At 69.1% G+C, this 16,538-nt stretch carries 18 protein-coding genes; 7 read left to right on the forward strand and 11 right to left on the reverse strand.

The window, feature by feature from the left end:
* Positions 1–208: 208 nt before the first annotated feature.
* The 3 genes from HBH26_RS15740 to HBH26_RS15750 are packed head-to-tail and all read right to left on the reverse strand — an operon-like array spanning position 209 to position 1,715.
* On the reverse strand, positions 209–1,249 hold the full coding sequence (locus HBH26_RS15740; protein ID WP_168135594.1) for a D-2-hydroxyacid dehydrogenase: 1,041 nt from the start codon (positions 1,247–1,249) through the stop codon (positions 209–211).
* Entirely contained in the window at positions 1,186–1,512 is a 327-nt protein-coding gene (locus HBH26_RS15745) for a hypothetical protein (RefSeq protein WP_168135595.1), read from the reverse strand. The genes HBH26_RS15740 and HBH26_RS15745 overlap by 64 nt, the downstream gene beginning before the upstream one ends.
* Positions 1,509–1,715: a hypothetical protein gene (locus HBH26_RS15750; RefSeq protein WP_168135596.1), complete on the reverse strand. Its 207-nt coding sequence runs from the start codon at positions 1,713–1,715 to the stop codon at positions 1,509–1,511. Before HBH26_RS15750 ends, HBH26_RS15745 begins: the two co-directional genes overlap by 4 nt.
* 324 nt (positions 1,716–2,039) lie before the next feature.
* Here HBH26_RS15750 and HBH26_RS15755 point away from each other — a divergent pair, with 324 nt between their 5' ends.
* Positions 2,040–2,228, forward strand: a complete 189-nt coding sequence (locus HBH26_RS15755) for a DUF6961 family protein (RefSeq protein WP_168135597.1) — start codon at positions 2,040–2,042, stop codon at positions 2,226–2,228.
* A 90-nt stretch (positions 2,229–2,318) separates the two neighbouring features.
* On the opposite strand, the gene HBH26_RS15760 is transcribed toward HBH26_RS15755, so the two are convergent.
* The 5 genes from HBH26_RS15760 to HBH26_RS15780 form a co-directional block, all read right to left on the reverse strand.
* A complete protein-coding gene (locus tag HBH26_RS15760; protein ID WP_168135598.1) occupies positions 2,319–3,902 on the reverse strand; it encodes a ComEC/Rec2 family competence protein in 1,584 nt (527 codons plus the stop codon).
* Positions 3,903–3,905: 3 nt separating this feature from the next.
* Positions 3,906–5,675, reverse strand: a complete 1,770-nt coding sequence (locus tag HBH26_RS15765) for a gluzincin family metallopeptidase (RefSeq protein WP_168135599.1) — start codon at positions 5,673–5,675, stop codon at positions 3,906–3,908.
* Positions 5,676–5,857: 182 nt separating this feature from the next.
* Complete coding sequence (locus HBH26_RS15770; RefSeq protein WP_168135600.1) at positions 5,858–7,381, reverse strand: hypothetical protein; 1,524 nt, start codon at positions 7,379–7,381, stop codon at positions 5,858–5,860.
* A gap of 166 nt (positions 7,382–7,547) precedes the next feature.
* Positions 7,548–8,705 (reverse strand): DUF2235 domain-containing protein, encoded by a 1,158-nt coding sequence (locus HBH26_RS15775; protein ID WP_239024865.1) that lies wholly within the window; start codon positions 8,703–8,705, stop codon positions 7,548–7,550.
* Positions 8,706–8,766: 61 nt separating this feature from the next.
* A complete protein-coding gene (locus tag HBH26_RS15780) occupies positions 8,767–9,738 on the reverse strand; it encodes a hypothetical protein (RefSeq protein ID WP_168135602.1) in 972 nt (323 codons plus the stop codon).
* 345 nt (positions 9,739–10,083) lie between these two features.
* On the opposite strand from HBH26_RS15780, the gene HBH26_RS15785 reads away from it, so the two are divergent.
* The 4 genes from HBH26_RS15785 (at position 10,084) to HBH26_RS15800 (ending at position 14,175) form a co-directional block, all read left to right on the forward strand.
* Positions 10,084–10,287, forward strand: coding sequence for a hypothetical protein (locus tag HBH26_RS15785; protein ID WP_168135603.1), 204 nt, complete (start codon positions 10,084–10,086; stop codon positions 10,285–10,287).
* Between the two features lie 103 nt (positions 10,288–10,390).
* Positions 10,391–11,797: a hypothetical protein gene (locus tag HBH26_RS15790; RefSeq protein WP_168135604.1), complete on the forward strand. Its 1,407-nt coding sequence runs from the start codon at positions 10,391–10,393 to the stop codon at positions 11,795–11,797.
* Positions 11,798–11,978: 181 nt separating this feature from the next.
* Complete coding sequence (locus HBH26_RS15795) at positions 11,979–12,677, forward strand: sensor histidine kinase (protein WP_168135605.1); 699 nt, start codon at positions 11,979–11,981, stop codon at positions 12,675–12,677.
* Positions 12,670–14,175: a TM0106 family RecB-like putative nuclease gene (locus tag HBH26_RS15800; protein ID WP_168135606.1), complete on the forward strand. Its 1,506-nt coding sequence runs from the start codon at positions 12,670–12,672 to the stop codon at positions 14,173–14,175. The genes HBH26_RS15795 and HBH26_RS15800 overlap by 8 nt, the downstream gene beginning before the upstream one ends.
* A gap of 12 nt (positions 14,176–14,187) precedes the next feature.
* Here HBH26_RS15800 and HBH26_RS15805 read toward each other — a convergent pair whose 3' ends face one another.
* Together HBH26_RS15805 and HBH26_RS15810 are read right to left on the reverse strand one after the other, a co-directional pair.
* Entirely contained in the window at positions 14,188–14,508 is a 321-nt protein-coding gene (locus tag HBH26_RS15805) for a helix-turn-helix domain-containing protein (protein ID WP_168135607.1), read from the reverse strand.
* Positions 14,509–14,603: 95 nt separating this feature from the next.
* Positions 14,604–14,954 carry a hypothetical protein gene (locus HBH26_RS15810; protein WP_168135608.1) on the reverse strand — a complete coding sequence of 117 codons (351 nt, stop codon included), beginning with the start codon at positions 14,952–14,954 and terminating at the stop codon, positions 14,604–14,606.
* Between HBH26_RS15810 and HBH26_RS15815 the strand changes: the two genes are divergently transcribed.
* Together HBH26_RS15815 and HBH26_RS15820 are read left to right on the forward strand one after the other, a co-directional pair.
* Positions 14,953–15,384 (forward strand): hypothetical protein, encoded by a 432-nt coding sequence (locus tag HBH26_RS15815; protein WP_168135609.1) that lies wholly within the window; start codon positions 14,953–14,955, stop codon positions 15,382–15,384. The two genes, HBH26_RS15810 and HBH26_RS15815, sit on opposite strands and share 2 nt — an antisense overlap.
* A gap of 203 nt (positions 15,385–15,587) precedes the next feature.
* Positions 15,588–16,004, forward strand: coding sequence for a hypothetical protein (locus HBH26_RS15820; protein WP_168135610.1), 417 nt, complete (start codon positions 15,588–15,590; stop codon positions 16,002–16,004).
* Between the two features lie 89 nt (positions 16,005–16,093).
* Here HBH26_RS15820 and HBH26_RS15825 read toward each other — a convergent pair whose 3' ends face one another.
* Positions 16,094–16,507: a hypothetical protein gene (locus HBH26_RS15825; protein ID WP_168135611.1), complete on the reverse strand. Its 414-nt coding sequence runs from the start codon at positions 16,505–16,507 to the stop codon at positions 16,094–16,096.
* Positions 16,508–16,538: the final 31 nt, after the last annotated feature.

The following is a 16,538-nucleotide window of genomic DNA, read 5'->3' on the forward strand; positions in this document are numbered from 1 at the left end:
AGGTATCCTGTCACGTGAACTCCTGGAAATCAGCCGATGGATGTCGTTCCCCGCGCGCGGGGGGATGTCGACGCCTGTTCCCGCGTCCCGGATCGGACCAGCAACGAGCGCGGAAGTAAGCGGAACGTGAGCCCGTGGCGACCGCCGGGATCGAAGCGCCAGAGAGGGTGGAAGGACGCCGACGGTGCTCCGCCCGCGCGCTCTCTTCTCAGAGGCCGACCTCCGCCGGGTCCGCCTCGTTCCGCAGAGGCTCGCCCGCGAGGAAGCGGGCCAGATTGTCCAGGAACAGCGCGTCGCCACGGCGCTGCACGCCTCCGCCCGCCGCGGAGGTGTGGGCGGTGAGGCGGACGCGCGGATGCGACCAGATCCACGAATCGGCAGGGAGCGGCTCCTCCGAGACGACATCCAGCACGGCCCATGCCGGCTGCCCGCGCCCTAGCCCACGCCGCAGCGCGTCCTCGTCCACCACGCCACCGCGCGCCACGTTGACCAGGATCGCGCCCGGTCGCATGGCCTGGAAGAAGGCGTCGTCCGCCAATCCGCGGGTCCGATCGCTCAGCGGACAGGCGAGGACGACCACGTCCGTCTCCGGCAGGACCGCCGAGATGCGGTCCGGCGACGTCACCGCGTCCACACGGGGATCCGGGCCGGGCGTCCTCCGCGCAGCCGTGACTTGGGCTCCGAACGGCCTGAGCCGGGACGCCAGCGCGCCGCCGATCGCTCCCAGGCCGACGACCAGCCAGCGCGTCTCGCCGACCTCGCGGAACGGAACGCGGCGCCACTCCCGCTCGGCACGTGCGTCCGCCTGCTCCGAGAACGGGTGCAGCAGCGCCATGACCTGCGCCATGACGTAGTCGGCGATCGCGGGCGCCTGCGCGTCGCTACGCGTCAGACGATATCCCTTCTCCATGAGCCTGCGGAACACGGGGCTGTCCAAGCCGGCACTGAACGACTGCGCCCACCTTCCGCTGCGGCCGTCCATCAGGACGCCCAGCATGACGGGGAGCAGTCCCGCCTCGTAGACGTCCAGACTCAGCCAGCAGATCTCCGGGTCCGGGTCGTCTACGACTCCGCCGAGAGGATCGCGCACCACCCCGCCATGATCCAGGATGAGGAGGTCCAGACCGGCCAGCCGATCCGCTCGACCCGCGAGGCGGTCCAGCGCCGCCGCCGACAGCAGGGTTCTCACAGGCAGGCCAGCGAAGAGGGCGTGGCGCGACCGAGGGTCGAGGACGACGGCCCGCGCCATTCCGCCGATCCCGCGTCGCCGCAGCCGAGGGCTTCGCGCGGCTTCACGGCCGATGCGGACGACGACGGTCGCGTGAAAGGAAGCAGGCGCAGCGCGCGCGGCGACGCACCGCGGCTTCGCATCACCGCCTCGATCCGACCAGACGTCATCCGCTCTCCCTCCTCCTCCGGCACTACAAACCCCACATGACATGCGCCACTCAGGTCGATCCCGCCGCAACGCGTCAGAACAGCATGTACCATGTCCCGCGTGCGGACGATCACGTCCTCCTCCTCGCGGCGGACAGCAGCTCGACCCGCACATGCATGTCGCGCATCCACCGCACGCCCCTCGCATCTCCGGCCGCATGGAGCTCGACTGCGGTCCGGCCGAGCCATTCGAGCGCCCGGTCGCCGAGCAGTTCCTCGATGGCGAGAGCCTGTGCCCACAACTCCGCCTCCGTGAATGACCTCGCCACGTCTGCCACCCTCCGGCGATGGAATGCGCCCCCGATCGCCTGCGGAGTGAAGCCACGACGTCTCGCCCGTTCCGTGGACCATGGTTCAGATCATCCGTGCCGGCTCACCCACGCAGAAGGCAGACCGCGTGGAACGTCGTTCGGCAAGTGCTCGACTGATCGTCCGATCACGGCCGGTGCCCTCGTCTCCCGCGTGCATCATGCTCCCATCGCTCCCCGACGCACGCCCGAGCCCCGGCAGGCCCTTGCGCCCGCCCCGCCCGTCGATCATCGAAACCACCTAAGCCGATCGGACCCGAACGGCCTGGCGTCTGGACCCGAAGGCGATCGAAGTTGAACCAGGACGAGGAGCGCTGGGCCGAGGCCCTCCACCTGGAGCGCGCCCACGGCGACCGTGCGCTCGAATGGGTTGCCGTGCGCGCGGCGGAACTGGAGCGAAAAGGGGATGCGGCTGGCGTCGAACGCATGCGCGAGATCTGGTCGCGCCTGAAGCAGCTCGTCGGCGACGACCGGCGTCACTGAGGAGGGCCACTTTCAGACCCGAGAGCACGAGGAGGTGGGACGCCGGCCCGACTGGGAGGGGTTCGACCTCGACGACGCCAATCCACGAGTTCAGATCGGCCAGGCTCGGTACTCGACGTAGAGCTGCGGCCCGTCGGCGCCGGCACGCGCCGACTTCTCCACCCTCACGCGCGCCCGGAACTCGGCATCGCGCGTCAAGGACGCGCCACCGACGTCGCAGCCCGGTTTCGCGTCGCCCCGCAGCAGTCGCCCCTCCGTCCGCTTGAGCAGTTCGGCGAGGAGCGGGGCGTAGGGCATCTTCCAGCCCTTGCTGCCCCGCTCGAGCGCGACCGTCTCGACCGTGGGGATCATCGCGACCAGCCGCTTGTGCGTCATGAGCGCGAGCCCTTTCTCCGTCAGCGTCGCGTTGTGACTGCCATGGTGGCCGACCTTGTAGAGGATGGTGCGCTCCAGGAGATCGGCGGCGGTGGCGCGTCCGCGGCCGTACCGCTGCCTGTGCCAGGACTCCCAATTCCCGACCTGGGCGTCGGCGGCGAAAAGCAGCACGCAGCCATCGGGCATCTCGAGCGCGAGCACCAGGCTGGTGTTGTTGGTGTCGCTGTCGAGCTTGAGCGCCAGCGGTCCGACGGCGGAGAGCCAAACCCCGTCTATGCGACGGAATTCCTGCCGCCAGCCCGTGTCGCAGGCCACGTCGGTCCTCGCCGCCAAATGGGCCGGGAGGTAGCGGAAGGGGCGCGGATCGCAGGAGGAGAAGTAGTGACTTCGCACCCATTCCGCGTCTTCACCGCCGAGGCTGCCGTCTTCGATGCCGCGCCTCGTCAGTCTCCGATGCTGCGGAGAGAACGGGCTGGCTTCCTCCATCCTGGGCGTTCGACCTCCATCTGGCGCTCCGGCCGCCAGTCGGACCATCCATTCGGCATTGAGCACGCGCGTCGCCGTGAGGTAAGTCTCCTTATCGCTCCCCGCGCTCGGAAGGTCCTTGAACAGCAGTCCCTCGTCGCGGGGCGGTCCGAGGACGTGCGCGACGATCCCCGACGACCCTGGCAGCGGCACCGTATCGCCCGGTTCAAGGAAGTCGGTGGACGCACGCCCCACGAACTTCTTCAGGGTGGCGAGCAAGGGCGGCCTCGGCTTCCTGCCGGCGACGCCGAGCGACCCGCCACTCGATCCCTCGCTCTCCTCGTCGTCCAGGAACGCTTCCAGGCCACGCGTCGCGCCGCCGGGCGTCAGCGCGAACGGGTTCTCCATCGTGGCGTCGCCGCTCGCCTCGCGGGCGCCTTCGCGCGCCGCCTTCGCCGCCTCCCGCACGGCGCGTCGTCGGGCCGCAAGGTCGGTGCGGAGGGCGTTCGCCTGGCCGTCCTGGTCGTCCTCGGTCCACGCCAGCCACAGTCGCTCGATCCTCAGCCGCCGATCCTTGAGCAGCCGACGGAAGCCGGAGATGTGATCCGCGTGCTCGTGCGTCACGACCACCAGGTCGAGTTTGCCTTTGGTGGTGGCGATGATGTCGTCCGTCACCTCCTCCATGACGGCGCCGCCTCCCTCGACGCCGTTGAGGATGCCGCAGTCGATCAGCACATGGACGGGGGCATCGGCGTCCTCGGCGCCGATCGTGAGCAGGAAGCAGTCGCCGAGCAGCCGCTGATACATCCGCACGTGGACGGTCGGGTGGGCCATCGCTCAACTCCCGTGCATGAACGCGAACGGTTCGCGGCGACGCGGGTCGGTCCTCTGCGCGGTCGCCAGCCCGCCGTCGTCGTCCGATCGGAAGCGGCGCTGCCTCTCGAGTCGACCGTCGTCGTCGATCCTCTTGCGGATCACCCGCCTGAGCCTGCCATCGCGAAGATCGATGTGCAGCGTGCAGCCTCCGCGAAAGGTGAAATCCGGCTTGATGCGCGTGCCCTTCTCGTCTGCCGCGCGCTGCTTCTTCGAATTCATGTACCCATGGCGGCGCTGGACGATCTGCACGATCAGCTGCACCAGCTCCTCACCGCTAGGGCCGGCGCGGCGCGCGATGCGAGCGGAATGAACCTCCACGGCGGGCTTGCCCTTCGGTGAGATCGGAATGGTCTTCAGGTCGCCGCGGGTGAGGCGGACGCCGAGCAATCCCTCCCACTTCTCGTCATCCTCCGACGGCTCAACCAGCCAGGTCCAGATCGCGTGCTGATTCTGCACGATGACGCGGATCGACTCCTCGCGGTAGTTGGGCGGCTTGCCATCCACCTCGCTGCCGGAGTTCGGCGCGTCGAAGTTGACTCCCTGCCGGATGGTCGGCAGCAGCGAAGCGAACAGCTTGTCGTATTCGAGCCCGTCACAATCCTTGTCGGGCGTCTCCCACATCAAGCTGTCGGGCGCCATCGAGATGCAGCCGGGCACGGAGATGCCGCGCTTGCGGAACGCCTCGGCAATGGCGACGCGATACCCCAAGCGGTCGTCGGGGACGAGATCGGCATCCGCGGTGATGATCGCGCGCAGGTACTCCCCGAAGTGCACGTCAACGGGCGGAAGGTAGTCGAGAGCGCGCACGCACATGCGCAGGACGTGGTCCGCGGCCTTGCCCGCCTCCGAGGCAAGCCGGCGAACGAGGTCGATCGGCAGCTCGCGTCCGTCGGGACGCGACTGCCCCAGCACCAGTCGAAGGAGATCGGCGGTGCGGCGCTCGTAGATCATCACGAACGCGTCGAACACGGCGGCGACCAGATAGGCGCCGCGCTCGTGCGGCTCCAACGCCTCGGAGAGCGGCGGGTGCTTTTTCCCACCCGGCAGCGGTTTCAGGAGGTCAAGCGCGTACCGCAGCGCGCCGCTTCGGCCCAGAGCCTGTCCGAACTGGCGCGCCAGTCCCGTGAGCAGGCTCTGCTCCGTCCGCAGTTCGCCACGCGTCGCGGCGATCTGGTGTTCGACGACGTCGGTCATGGTGAAGCGCTGGAACAACGCGACGATGTCGGCGAACGCCTCGTGAAATGCGAGCGCATCGATGTTGGTCGCCTCGATCGAGCGCCGATGCATGCCATGCAGGATGGCATGGGCGGTCTCGTGGGCGATGATGTCCTGCGACAGGCAGGTGAACACCCAGCTGCTGTCCTCCGCATCGGGCCGCACGCCCGTCTTGAAGTAGCCGAACAGCAGCGCCGTCTTCTCGGGGCTGTAGTAGGCGTTCGCCTCGCGGAGCGCATGCGGATAGATCCTCAGCCGCTTGACGAAGTCCCTCGGAACGCCGTTCTCGTTGCGACGATCGGACTCCTCGGGCGACGCGTCGCGCGCCCAGAGCACCGTCCGTCCCAATGCACGTTCGAAGATGCGGATGGTGCGCATCGCCACCGCGAACACCATCTGCTGATGGAACTGGGGCCGACCCTCGGATGGGGGCAGGCCGTTCTGCGCGAGGACGTGGGGGGCGTTCAGGTCGACGGGCGCGTAGAACAGGTCGCAAGCGGGATCGTAATCGACCACTTCGAGATAGTCGTTCGTCGGCCCCTTGCCCAACGGGTCCTCCCACGGGGTCTCCCAGGGCAGCGAGATCACCGCATGGTTGATCGTCGCCGTGGCGAGGTGGACGGATGCCTGCGGATCGAACGCGTAGACCTGAAGCTGACGCGTCGCGGGCGTGGGGACTTCCGGGCTCGGAACCAGGGTCATGGCCGCACCCGCGCGGGGGACGGCGACGCCGGATCGGAGGCGAGGGCGTCCGGAGCCCTACCCATCGCGGCTCCCGAGGCGCCGTCCGGCTGCATCGGCGCTTGCGGCGGCATGCCAGGCGCTGCGAGGTCGGCCGCGCCGATCCTGCCGCCCGCATTCCCCCATACGGCACGTTCGCTCTCTCCGCGCAGGTTGAGCGCCCGCCGCAACGCGGCGAGTGCCGCGGGCACGGCTCCGGCGACGTCGGCGCTGGAGCCCTTCCAGTAGTCGAGGTGGCGAAACCTGCTCCCCGCCGGGAGGACGATGTCCCGGATGCCCGATCCGAAGAGTGCTCGCACGGGTCCCGCGACCACGTCGCCCAGGAAGAGCAGCCTGTGCTCGAAGGCGATGTTGGTCCATACCGTCGGTGCGAACGGTGCGGCGTGATGCGGGATGCGTCGCCCGCCGTGATCGGGATCGAAGGTGAACTCGCCCACCGCGCCCTCGCTGACGGGCGGGCAGGTCGGAAACTCGCGCCGCGCCTTGCGCAGCTCGAACGCGTCCGCGTCCCGGCTCATCAGCACGTCGCCCTTGCTGAGCGGCGAACCGAGAGAGACGAAGTCGCTCACCAGCCATGGCGCGTCCGCGTCGCTCAACGCTGCCGAATAGGCCCGTTGGCAGTCGCGGTACGTCGCGATCTCCTCGGCGGTGTGGCGCTTCTTGTAGAGTGCCCGGCTCGCGGTCTGCAGCGCAGCCAGCGCGGTCGCAACGGCGTCGTCGTCATGAGCCTTGCGCCAGGCATCGTGACTGACCTTGCCCCACGCATGGGTCAGCACGTCGTAGGCGATCGTCGTGCCGAGACTATGGGCAACGAGAACGATCCGGTCGACGAAGCCCGATCGGGTCAGCCGCTCCAGAAGATCGACGCCCGCCTCGCGGATCTTCTGACGCGCCTCGACATTCTCGGGAACCGGACTGAAGTACCGCGCTGCGTCCCCGGCGACGGGCACCAGCACCCCGTTCAGCAGCATGGTGGCGACGAACGTCACCGCCGCGCACCCTGCGAGGAGCAGTCGCAGACCTCCGCCACGGCGGGGGTCGGACGTCCGTTCCGAGCCGAACCATTCCACCAGCTGCGGCGCGAAGGCAGCCCCAAGCAGCAGCAGCGCCGTCATGACCAGAAACGCGGTTCCGCCGACCCAAACGCCCTTGAGCCGAGCGGGCACCGAACTCGGCCGCCGCACCAGCAGGCCGACGAGCCAACGCCGCAGCTGCGCCACGGTGTTGCCCGCCATCAGGTGCGCCCAGTAGAACTCGTAGAAGTCGACGCGCTTGCCGTTCAGCCCCCCGCGGGTCGTCACCCGACGAAGTTCGTAGTTGCCCGGCACCGGACTCGGATGCGACCACACCTCCCTGCGGTCGAGCGCCACGACATTGGGATCGTGCGTCCAGACGGCGTCGACGAAGCTCCAGAGAGTCTCCATCGGCCGCTGTTCGCCCATGCCATGAACCAGCACGACCGCGGTGCGCTTGCCTGCCACGAGCCGCTCCCCTGTGCCACATGATGTAAGCTACGCAACGGAGTGCCGGACCCTTGCCCCAGCAAGTCTCACAGACCGAACCGCATTTGATCACAAAGCACCAGGCAAGTAAAGATCGCCAACGGGTTCTCGGATCGTCTCTTTCGGAGAGTGAACGGCCCGCCGATCAGTTCAGCGGCCTTCCATCGACTGCCGAGACGGCGGTACTAATCTTTTCCGGATCGATCCCCATATCGCGCGCCCATCGGCTCAGCGCGGGTGGCCGGTACGCATCGTATCGGCGCCAGCGATCGAAGACGCTGGCGTCTATCGTCTCCGAAACCGTGTCGACCCAGCCCCTGTCCTTCTCGACCGCCGCCGCCTGGATCGTGCGTTCGAACGGGATGCCGCGCTTGGCGAGCTTGTAGAGCCCGAACATGAACTGGCCGAAGGAGTCCGTGATCTCGCCGTCGATCGCGTTCATCGGCATTGAAATCGGGCTGTTGAGCTTCAGCCCCGCCGCATGCGCCTTCTCGGCCAGCCACCTCAGCGAGATCGACGGCAGCGACGTCGCGTTCCCGCCGCCGACGTCCGCGTGCGCGCCTGCGAACCAGCGCTGCTCCACCGTCCGAGGTGGCGCGGCGCCGGCCGCAGGCGGCGGGTCCGGTATCTTCGGCGTGAACCGGGTCCAGAGGGTAGGCTGGAACGCTTGGCGATGCTCATCGATCGCCAGCGCATGGTACGCATGTTCGAAGATGGTGCTCAGTCGCGTGTTGTGGAACTGGAACCTGCGACGGCTCAGGCCGGGGATGTCGCCGAACGGAATGCCGAGCGCCCCTACGGTGTCCCACACCGCGATCATCCTGATCGGGACGCGACGCGACTGCCCCAGCAACTCGCGCTCCTCGTTCTTCAGTTCCCCGCCCGTCGCCGCGGCGTAATCCAGCTCGTGGATCGGCCGCACGTCGGAACGCTGATAGCGCTTGAAGAGCTCCTTCGGCGTGAGCCTTGCCCCGGGGCGGAGGAGCCCGCAGCGCGCGATCATCCCGGCCAGGCTGCGCGCCGTGTACGCCCCGCGGCTGAAACCGACGATGTAGATCTCGTCGCCGTCCTCGTAGCGCTTCAGCAGCCAGCTGTAGGCGTCCACCACGTCGCGCGAAAGGCCGTAGCCCAGCATGCCGCCTCGCAGCCGCTCGAACATCGCCGTCCCGACGCCCCGATCGTAGTAGCGGCATTGCTCGATCGCACCGTCGCGCGTGGCGACGGCGTCGTGCAGACGGACGACGTTCGTCTGGCTCTCCACCGTGTTCCAGGTGCCGTCAAGGAACAGCGCCAGCCGTTTCATCCCGCTCTCTCCCAGAAAGTTCGTGTCCACCGAAACTCCACGCGCGGCGTTCCGCCACGCCTCAGCTCCCGGACTTCACCAGCGAGCTGCCGAGCAGCAGCTTCTTGAAGTCCGAAAGCGGCACCGCCTTTACCCCGGCCGCACCGCCATCGAGCGGGTCGGAATAGTCGACCTTTCCCGCGGGCAGATCGTCCACCCGCACCAAGCGGCGGTCGGCGAGCATGAAGACGGCGCCCTTCTTGAGGTCGCCCTCCCGCGTGGGCGGCAGCCCGCGACCCAGCGCCAGGTTGAGCTGGTTGCCGGTCGTCACCGCCTCCGTCACCGCGGCCAGCTGCGCGGCGTAGGTGAGGCCAGGCGTCTGCGCATCGAAGGCGGAACTGATGTTGCAGGCGGCGTGGTAGCGCAGCGCGTCGGCGATGGCGCGCGTGACGGGGTAGACGATCAGATCGTCCTCCGCGTGTGCGTCGACTTCGTCGCGTATGGTGTCGCGCACCGCGCGCACGCGGGGCATGATCAGCCCCTCGGTGAGCCCATGAAGCAGTGCGCCGTCGATCGCCGCGCCGGTGCCGCTCGCGATGCCGGACCCGGCCGAGAAGATCCGCGACGCGTCGCCGGAAAGCAGGGCGCCAGCGCCACCTGCGAGCACGCTCAGGACGTTGAACGTTCCCCGGTTGATGGCTCCGGCACGGGCGAGGTAGGTCGCCCAGATGCCGCAGTTCTGATCCGAACGCAGCATCAGCAGATGCTGGACGTCGTTCCGCCTCGCAATCAGGTTCTCGGAGGACCTGCCGCCATCCGCCTTGGCGTCGTCGCGGAAGCAGGTGAGCGCCGCCGAGAGCGGATCGACCGCCGGGTCGGCAATTGCCGCCGGCGGGGAAACCGGGCAGATCGCCGCCGCCAATTCGGCGGAGGCGATCGGCTCGCTGCGGAACGCGACCAGGCTGTTCGCTCCGGCGGGGTTCACGCGACCACCCCCGAAGATCGTCGCCTCCGGTCCGGAACCGGCGCAACCCGCCAGCGCCAACAGCGGCATGAAAAAAGTGAGACTCGCGCGAGTGCGCTTCCTTAGGATCATGGCTCTGCCCCCCGGTACGCCACGAGCCAGAACACGCTCGCCATCAGGATATCAGCGGCCGGGATGCGCGCAAGTCGCTGCGTCCTCCGACGACGAAAAGGCGCACAAGTCGCCGCGCGTCGACGTGCGAGTCCTCGTCGGGTTCTCCAGGCAGCTGCGGGCGGGGTGCGATTCGACTGGCGAGAAAGTCATCTGCTGCGTGCGGCAGCTTGCGCTCATCGAAGAGCCCGGACATCACGCGCCGCAAGAGTGCGGCCCGTTCCGCTAGGGCGACGTTAACGGCGTGCTGCCAGAGGACGGCATGTGGGCACCAGCGTCACCTCAGCACCCGCCGACGCAGCGGAGCAGCTCGCGGCCAACCTGGTCGCGCTGGTCGTCTGCCTGGCCGCTCTCGGAGCCGTGTCCCACTTCGGCCGCCTGCTCCTGACGGTCATCTCCGTACCTGCGGCGACCCGCATCGCCGCAGTCGTCGTCGCGATCACCATCCTGTCTCCCGCAAGCGGCTAGTCGCCAGCGGCAAGGCGCCGCTCGGACCCGCAGCGCGCGGGTGGAACAGCAGTGCCCGTTTCGAACGGGAGTGGGCGCAACCGCCCAGAAGAGGGGAGAAGACATGTTCATCGGAACGCATCGCAACTTCGACGCGGCCCAGATCCTGGACCACGTCCGCACGCTGTTCGCGCCGGGCGACGTCGGCAACGGCACGCCGATCCCGGACGCACTCGCCGCGGCCCTCGCGGCGGACGCGCGCGCCGCCGGCGTCGACGCCAGGCAGATCCTGACGAAGACGCACGAGGACCTGGTCGACACCGCGGTGGAGCTGATCGTCGCCCTGCAATCCGGCAAGGGCGAGTTCGAGATGCCCTTCGGCACCTCGGCCAGGAGCTTACACAAGGGCAGCGTCACGCTGAACGGAAGCACCTACGTCCTGGACGCCGGACGACCCGGTCTGCACGCGCTCGAGGAGACCCGCCGCGACGCGCACGGGCCCAACCTCCAGCTCCTCCACCGGCTGATCGAGAGAAAGACCCGCAAACTCGCCTGCCGGCGACTCGGCCTCCCGACGCCCCGCAAGATCGTCGACGTCGACGAGCGCAACACGCTGCAGTTCGCGCCGTCGCCGGACGCGGGTGGCGCCGTGCTCCAGTGCTTCACCCTCGGCATGGGCGCCATCAGGTTCTGCTCGGTGCTGCCCGAGCAGGTCGGCGAGATGGCGGACCAGATCGTCGCGGACATGCGCGCCTTCTGGAAGCGGCGGGTGGAGATCGGCGGGCAGGCCGCGGAGATCCGCCGACTTGCCGATGCCGGGATCGTCAGGGAGTGCGGACCTGACGCCCCTCTCAAGGTACACGCACTGTCGATCGACATCTCCACCCAACGCGACGTCGAGAAGCCGTCGTTCTACGTCGAATATCTGGGTGTCGACGAGGCTCTGCGCTCCGGCACCGTGATCGACTACGTGTCGACGAGTCACCCTCGCGCCGGCGAGGACCTGACCCGCATACCATGGTTGCAACGCCTCCGCTCGGCCGAGCTGGACGAACTGCGCTCGCTCGGCGCCGACGGTCGCATAGACGACGTCGCCGCCGCCATCGCCGCGGCGGCGCCCGGCGGGGCCGCGGCGGTCCTGTCGCGTCTGGCGAAGGAATACGACACCTTCATCTCGTTCGAGACGTCGAGCGGGCCCTTCCACGCGACGCTCTACTGGCGGGACGGCGTGATCAGGGCGGAGGCGGAGGTCGCCAACCGCCTCGACCTCAATCGCGAGGTGCTCGAACTCGAGCGCGTCAAACTGCCCGAGATGGTCGAAGGCGCGCTGGTCGGACGCAAGCTCCGTGACGTGGCCCAGCTGCCATTCGACTGCGACTGCGTCATCGAGGACGCCGAGGAGATCCGCGACGAGGCGCTCAGGCTCAGGCTGGACATCGGCATCGCCCTCGCGGACTGCGCCACCGGCAGGATCTGGCCGCAGCCGCACGACTTCGACGATCGCGCATGGAAGCGGGCCGGGGCGGCCTAGCAGTCGCAGGAACGGGGACGTCGGGATGCGTCGCGGCGGCTCCGGCGCGCTCCGGCGCCCGCCCGGCTGCATCGCGGCCAACGGCGGATCGTCATCGAGAGTCCCGCATCGGGAAGAACCGGCAAGGGAATACTTTAAAGTTCACTGAAATGATCCTATCTCGTGCGTCGAGGAGATGGGAATGGCGGATGCGACCGGATGGCGCCCAACCTTCGCGGGCCATGCGGCGCGCCGGCTGGAGGCGATGTTCATGGAGCAGCACCTCCGGAGGACCGAAGGCGAGGCGGCGGCGGCGCTGGCGGCGCTCCGCCTGGCGCGACCGCGCGCGGACGGACCGGCGCAACGACTCGTCGACCGGGCGATCGAGCGGATGGAGGGGTTCGGCCGGAGCGCCAGACTGCTGTCCTGCTCGAGCGAGCCGTGCGACATCGGGCTGCTGCTCGCCCTGCTCTGCCGCGAGATCGTCCGCGGGCGCGGCGACGGACGGATCGTCCTCTCGCTGGACCTCGAGAGCGTCCGCGTCGCGGCGACGGGAGCCCGGCTTCTCGCCCTGATCGTTCACGAGCTCGTCGCGGACGCCGTGGAGCGGCCGCTCGCCGATGGCGGCAGGCTGGAGATCCGCCTCGTGCGCCGCGACGGCGACCTCGTCCTGACAGTGGCCGACGATGGCGGTCAAGGAGGCGACCGGCCGCGCGGCTCCTTGACCGAACCTGGCGTCTCCTCGTTCGGATCGGGTGGTTCGCCGGCCCTCTCGCTCGTAGCATCCCTCCTGCGGCGCTTCGGCGGAACCGTGGAGCGGGAGATGGCGGGCGTGTCGACCGTCCATCGCGTCACGCTGCCCGTCCGGCGCGGAAGCGACCGGAGCATCGTCGATGACTGAGCCCGCCACGCCCGCGATCACCGGATCCATGCTCCACGACCTGGTCAAGTGCGAGCGCAAGGTCCACCACGACCTCCACTCCGATCCGTCCCGACGCGACGGCGTCGGCGAGTTCGTGGAGATGCTCTGGCGCGGCGGTCGCGAACACGAGGAGGCCGTGCTCGCCCGCATGCCCGGCACCGTGGTCGACCTGCGCCAGGTGCCGAAGCCGGAGAGGATGGCCGCCACCATGGCGGCGCTCCGCTCCGGCGCCGAGACCATCCTCGGCGGACGTCTGGAGCATGGCGACATGCTCGGCGAACCCGACGTCCTGCGACGCGCCGGCGACGACTGGATCGCGGGAGACGTGAAAACGGGCGGCGCCTTCGAACAGGACGGGGAGACGCCGAGGCGCGAGTACGCGGCTCAGGTCGCGCACTACGCGATCATGCTCGAAGGTCTGAACGCCGGCCGCGGCGACACCGCGCTGGTCATCGGACGCGACGGCGACGACACCCTCTACGATCTCAGGATGCGGCGGGGCAGGGCGGGGACCAGCATCGCCGACGCCGCCGCCGCGCTGGCCGCCAAGGCCCGCGCCATCCGCGATGGTCGGCACGAGGCGCTCGGCGCCATGTCCGCCACTTGCAAGATGTGCTGCTGGCACACGGTCTGCGGGCGCGAACTGGAGGATGCCGACGACCTCACCCTGCTGGCCGGGATCGGGCGCAGCGTGCGCGACGTCCTGGCGCCGCACGCACCCACCGTGGCGGCATTGGCGACGCTCGACCCCCGGCCGCTCGTCCGACCGCGGGGGCGGACGAGCGTGCCGGGCCTCGGCGCCGAGCGCCTCGCCAGGTTCCAGGCCCGCGCGCGGCTGGTGGTCGAAGGCGGAGCCGCCTACGCGCGCGAGCCCCTCGGACTGGCCCGAGCGCCGCGCGAACTCCACTTCGACATCGAGGCCGATCCCAGCCGCGACGGCCTCGTCTACCTCCACGGCGTGCTCGACGTGCGGCGGCGCGACGGCGTCCAGACCTCCGAGTACGTCCGCTTCTTCGCCGAGACCGAGGACGACGAGCGCCACGCCTTCGCGCAGGCGCTCGAGTTCCTCTCCGCCGATCCCTCGGCGATGATCTACTACTACAGCAAGTACGAGCGCTCGTCCTACCGCGCGCTCCAGCGCCGCCACCCCGACGTCTGCTCGCCCGAGGAGATCGAGACGCTGTTCGATCCCGCGCGCGCGGTCGACCTCCTCTTCGACGTCATCATGCCCAAGACCGAGTGGCCGCTGCGCAACCTGTCGATCAAGACGATCGCGCGCCACCTGGGCTTCGACTGGCGCGACGAACACGCGTCGGGCGCGGCCTCCATCGCCTGGTACGACGACTACAGGCGAAGCGGCGATCCCGCGATCCGAGGCCGCATCGAGCGGTACAACGAGGACGACGTCCTCGCGAGCCTCGCCGTGCTCGACGGCCTCATCGCCCTTCCGGTCCGGCTGGAGGACGAGAATGCCTGAGGCGAACGTCGTTCACGGCCGCGGCTTGGGCGGCCTCCCCGGCTTGCGCTCGGCCACGTACGAGCGGTTGCGCGGCTCGATCGGGGTGGCATCGACGCCGTCTACGAGCACGGCGAGCGGCACGCCCAGCGCCTGTGCCAGCCGGACGAGGTTGCGCAGGCCGGGCAGGACCTCCCCCGCCTCCACGCGCCACACGTACTTGTCGCTCATGCCGCTACGCTCGGCGAGGTCGACGATCCGCCAGTCGCGGGTCTCGCGGTATCTCGCCACCTGCCTGCCGAGCGCCAACGCGAGCGGATCCCGCGAGTCGTCAGTCTGCTCTTCGTCCCGCATCGGGACGGCGCTCTAAAGTGATCAAGGAGCCGATGCCAGCCCGCCGGCGTGCAGCTGTGGAGAGGCACCGGGGCGGCGATCTCCGCGCCCTCGTCTCAGCAGGCAGTGTCGTCGAGCATGCGGAGCAGCCGTTCGGCGAAGCCTCGGTGGTCGCCGTCGCACTCCGCCGCCGCGACGCTCACGAGCGTCTCGGGCACGACATCCTGCGCGAGGCCGAAATCCTGCGCGAGCACGACGAGACCCGCGGCCAACATGCCCCCGTTGGCGAAGATGATGGCGGGAGCGGTCCTCGCGTCGAGGATCCAGGAGCATTCGAGCACATCGAGCGGGACCGCCGCGCCGCGATCGACTTGGCCGAGCGCCATGACGAACCGGCGCACCTCCTCCCTGCGGTCGCCGCGCGGGCGGACCGCCTCTGCATCAACACTGACGGAGCGTGCGACCATGACTGACGAACGTCTCTACCGCTTCCACTGGCTGGAGGAGAAGCGCGGACGCAGCGCGATCCGATGGCGAGACCACCGCGGCAGTGCCGCTTCCGCCCGCGAGGAGGCCCTGACAACCGCCGAGCGCTCGGCCGACGGGGCGATCCGCGTGTCGCTGCTGACGGCAAGTCGTGCTCCGGGCCGCTTCGTGCTCACCAGCCGGAGCGGCATTCAATCGTGGCGGCCGTCGCAGGCTCTTCCGCCCTCGGCACCGAACGCCTGGGCGGACCGTCTCGAACGGGAACGATGCCGCCAGTCCGCAGCCTCGGCCGTCAGGACGAGGCTCCAGGCCGCCAGCGAGGCCGGGCTGATCGACGCGGCAGGTGCGGCGCGGGTGGCCGCCGCCCTCGACCTGGCGCTCATAGAGAAGGCCGCGATCCGAACAGAGTGACCTTGGAGCTCGGAGCCGGACGTGCCGGCGAGACGAGGCCGGACAGCAACCCAGAGGACGTGAAGACGCCGGACGCGCACAACCGCGAGATGTCTTCAGCCGCTCTCGTCGTCACGTCCGCGCCGATGTGCGCCGGATCTCTCGCGCTCCGCAGGTCGGGTAGTCGTCCAGAACGTCCGAAGAGCTCTTATGGGAGAAGCAGCATGGGAAAGAAGCTGGTCGAGCAGTGCCTCGACGCCTGCGACGAACTGGTCGCGACGACGGCGGAACTCGTCGGCCCCCACGACAAGGCCGAACTGGAGGCTTTCGCACTGAAGCTCTGCGGCCTTGAAGGCCTGGACTATGACGATCTGGTCGCGCGGCTTCACGGGGTCACCATTCCCGGCGACTTCCGCCACGTCCGCGTGACCAACCTCAACGACGGGCGGGAGTGGTTCGCCTCCTTCAGCGTCGATCAGCGCCCGCTGGAGTTGGAACAGATCCTGCTGGACATGGCATGCTCGCTCGACCACGAGGAGGCCACCGCATCCGGACGGGGTGTATGGACCGAGACGGTCGCGCTCCCGGTGCTCGATCCCGGCGTCCTTGAGCTGGGGGTGCGTTTCCTTCCGCTGCACTAGAGACGGGCCGACTGCCGGTCGGCAAGGCAGCAGATTACCCGGCGCGGCCCACCCGGGAATGGTCTTCAGCCAGACCGCAGCGCGCACGGTCACCCCACGTGGAGCGGCCAGGAACTCGTGCGCCTCGGCGCCTTCCGACGAAGCTCCCGCGTCGACGCGTAGGTCGACGATCCTGTTGTGAACGGGGGCTTCACCAGCCTCCAGGTCACCGTTCCGACACGCGACGAGCTCTTGCGCACCTTGTCGCGTCTCGCCCTCAACAATCGGCAGTGGCCGGTCGCCGTGATCTGCTCATAAACCAAGCTGGACACGATCTCGATGCTGACCGCGGAGGCTCGACGCTTGATGGCGTGCCCGAGCGCCCGGTCGATCGCGTCGTAGATCGCTCGATGGTTGGTTTCCGGCTTGGACGGCCGCACCCGCAGGAACCTCGAACCATCGTGGACGATGGGGGTTGCGACGCCGGGATTTCGGAAGGCCCAGCCATCGCACAAAAATTCCATGTGCTTACCTCGCACGGTCCTGGCGCTCGGA

Origin of the sequence: Sphingomonas corticis (assembly GCF_012035195.1) — a bacterium.
GTDB classification, from domain to species: domain Bacteria; phylum Pseudomonadota; class Alphaproteobacteria; order Sphingomonadales; family Sphingomonadaceae; genus Sphingomonas; species Sphingomonas corticis.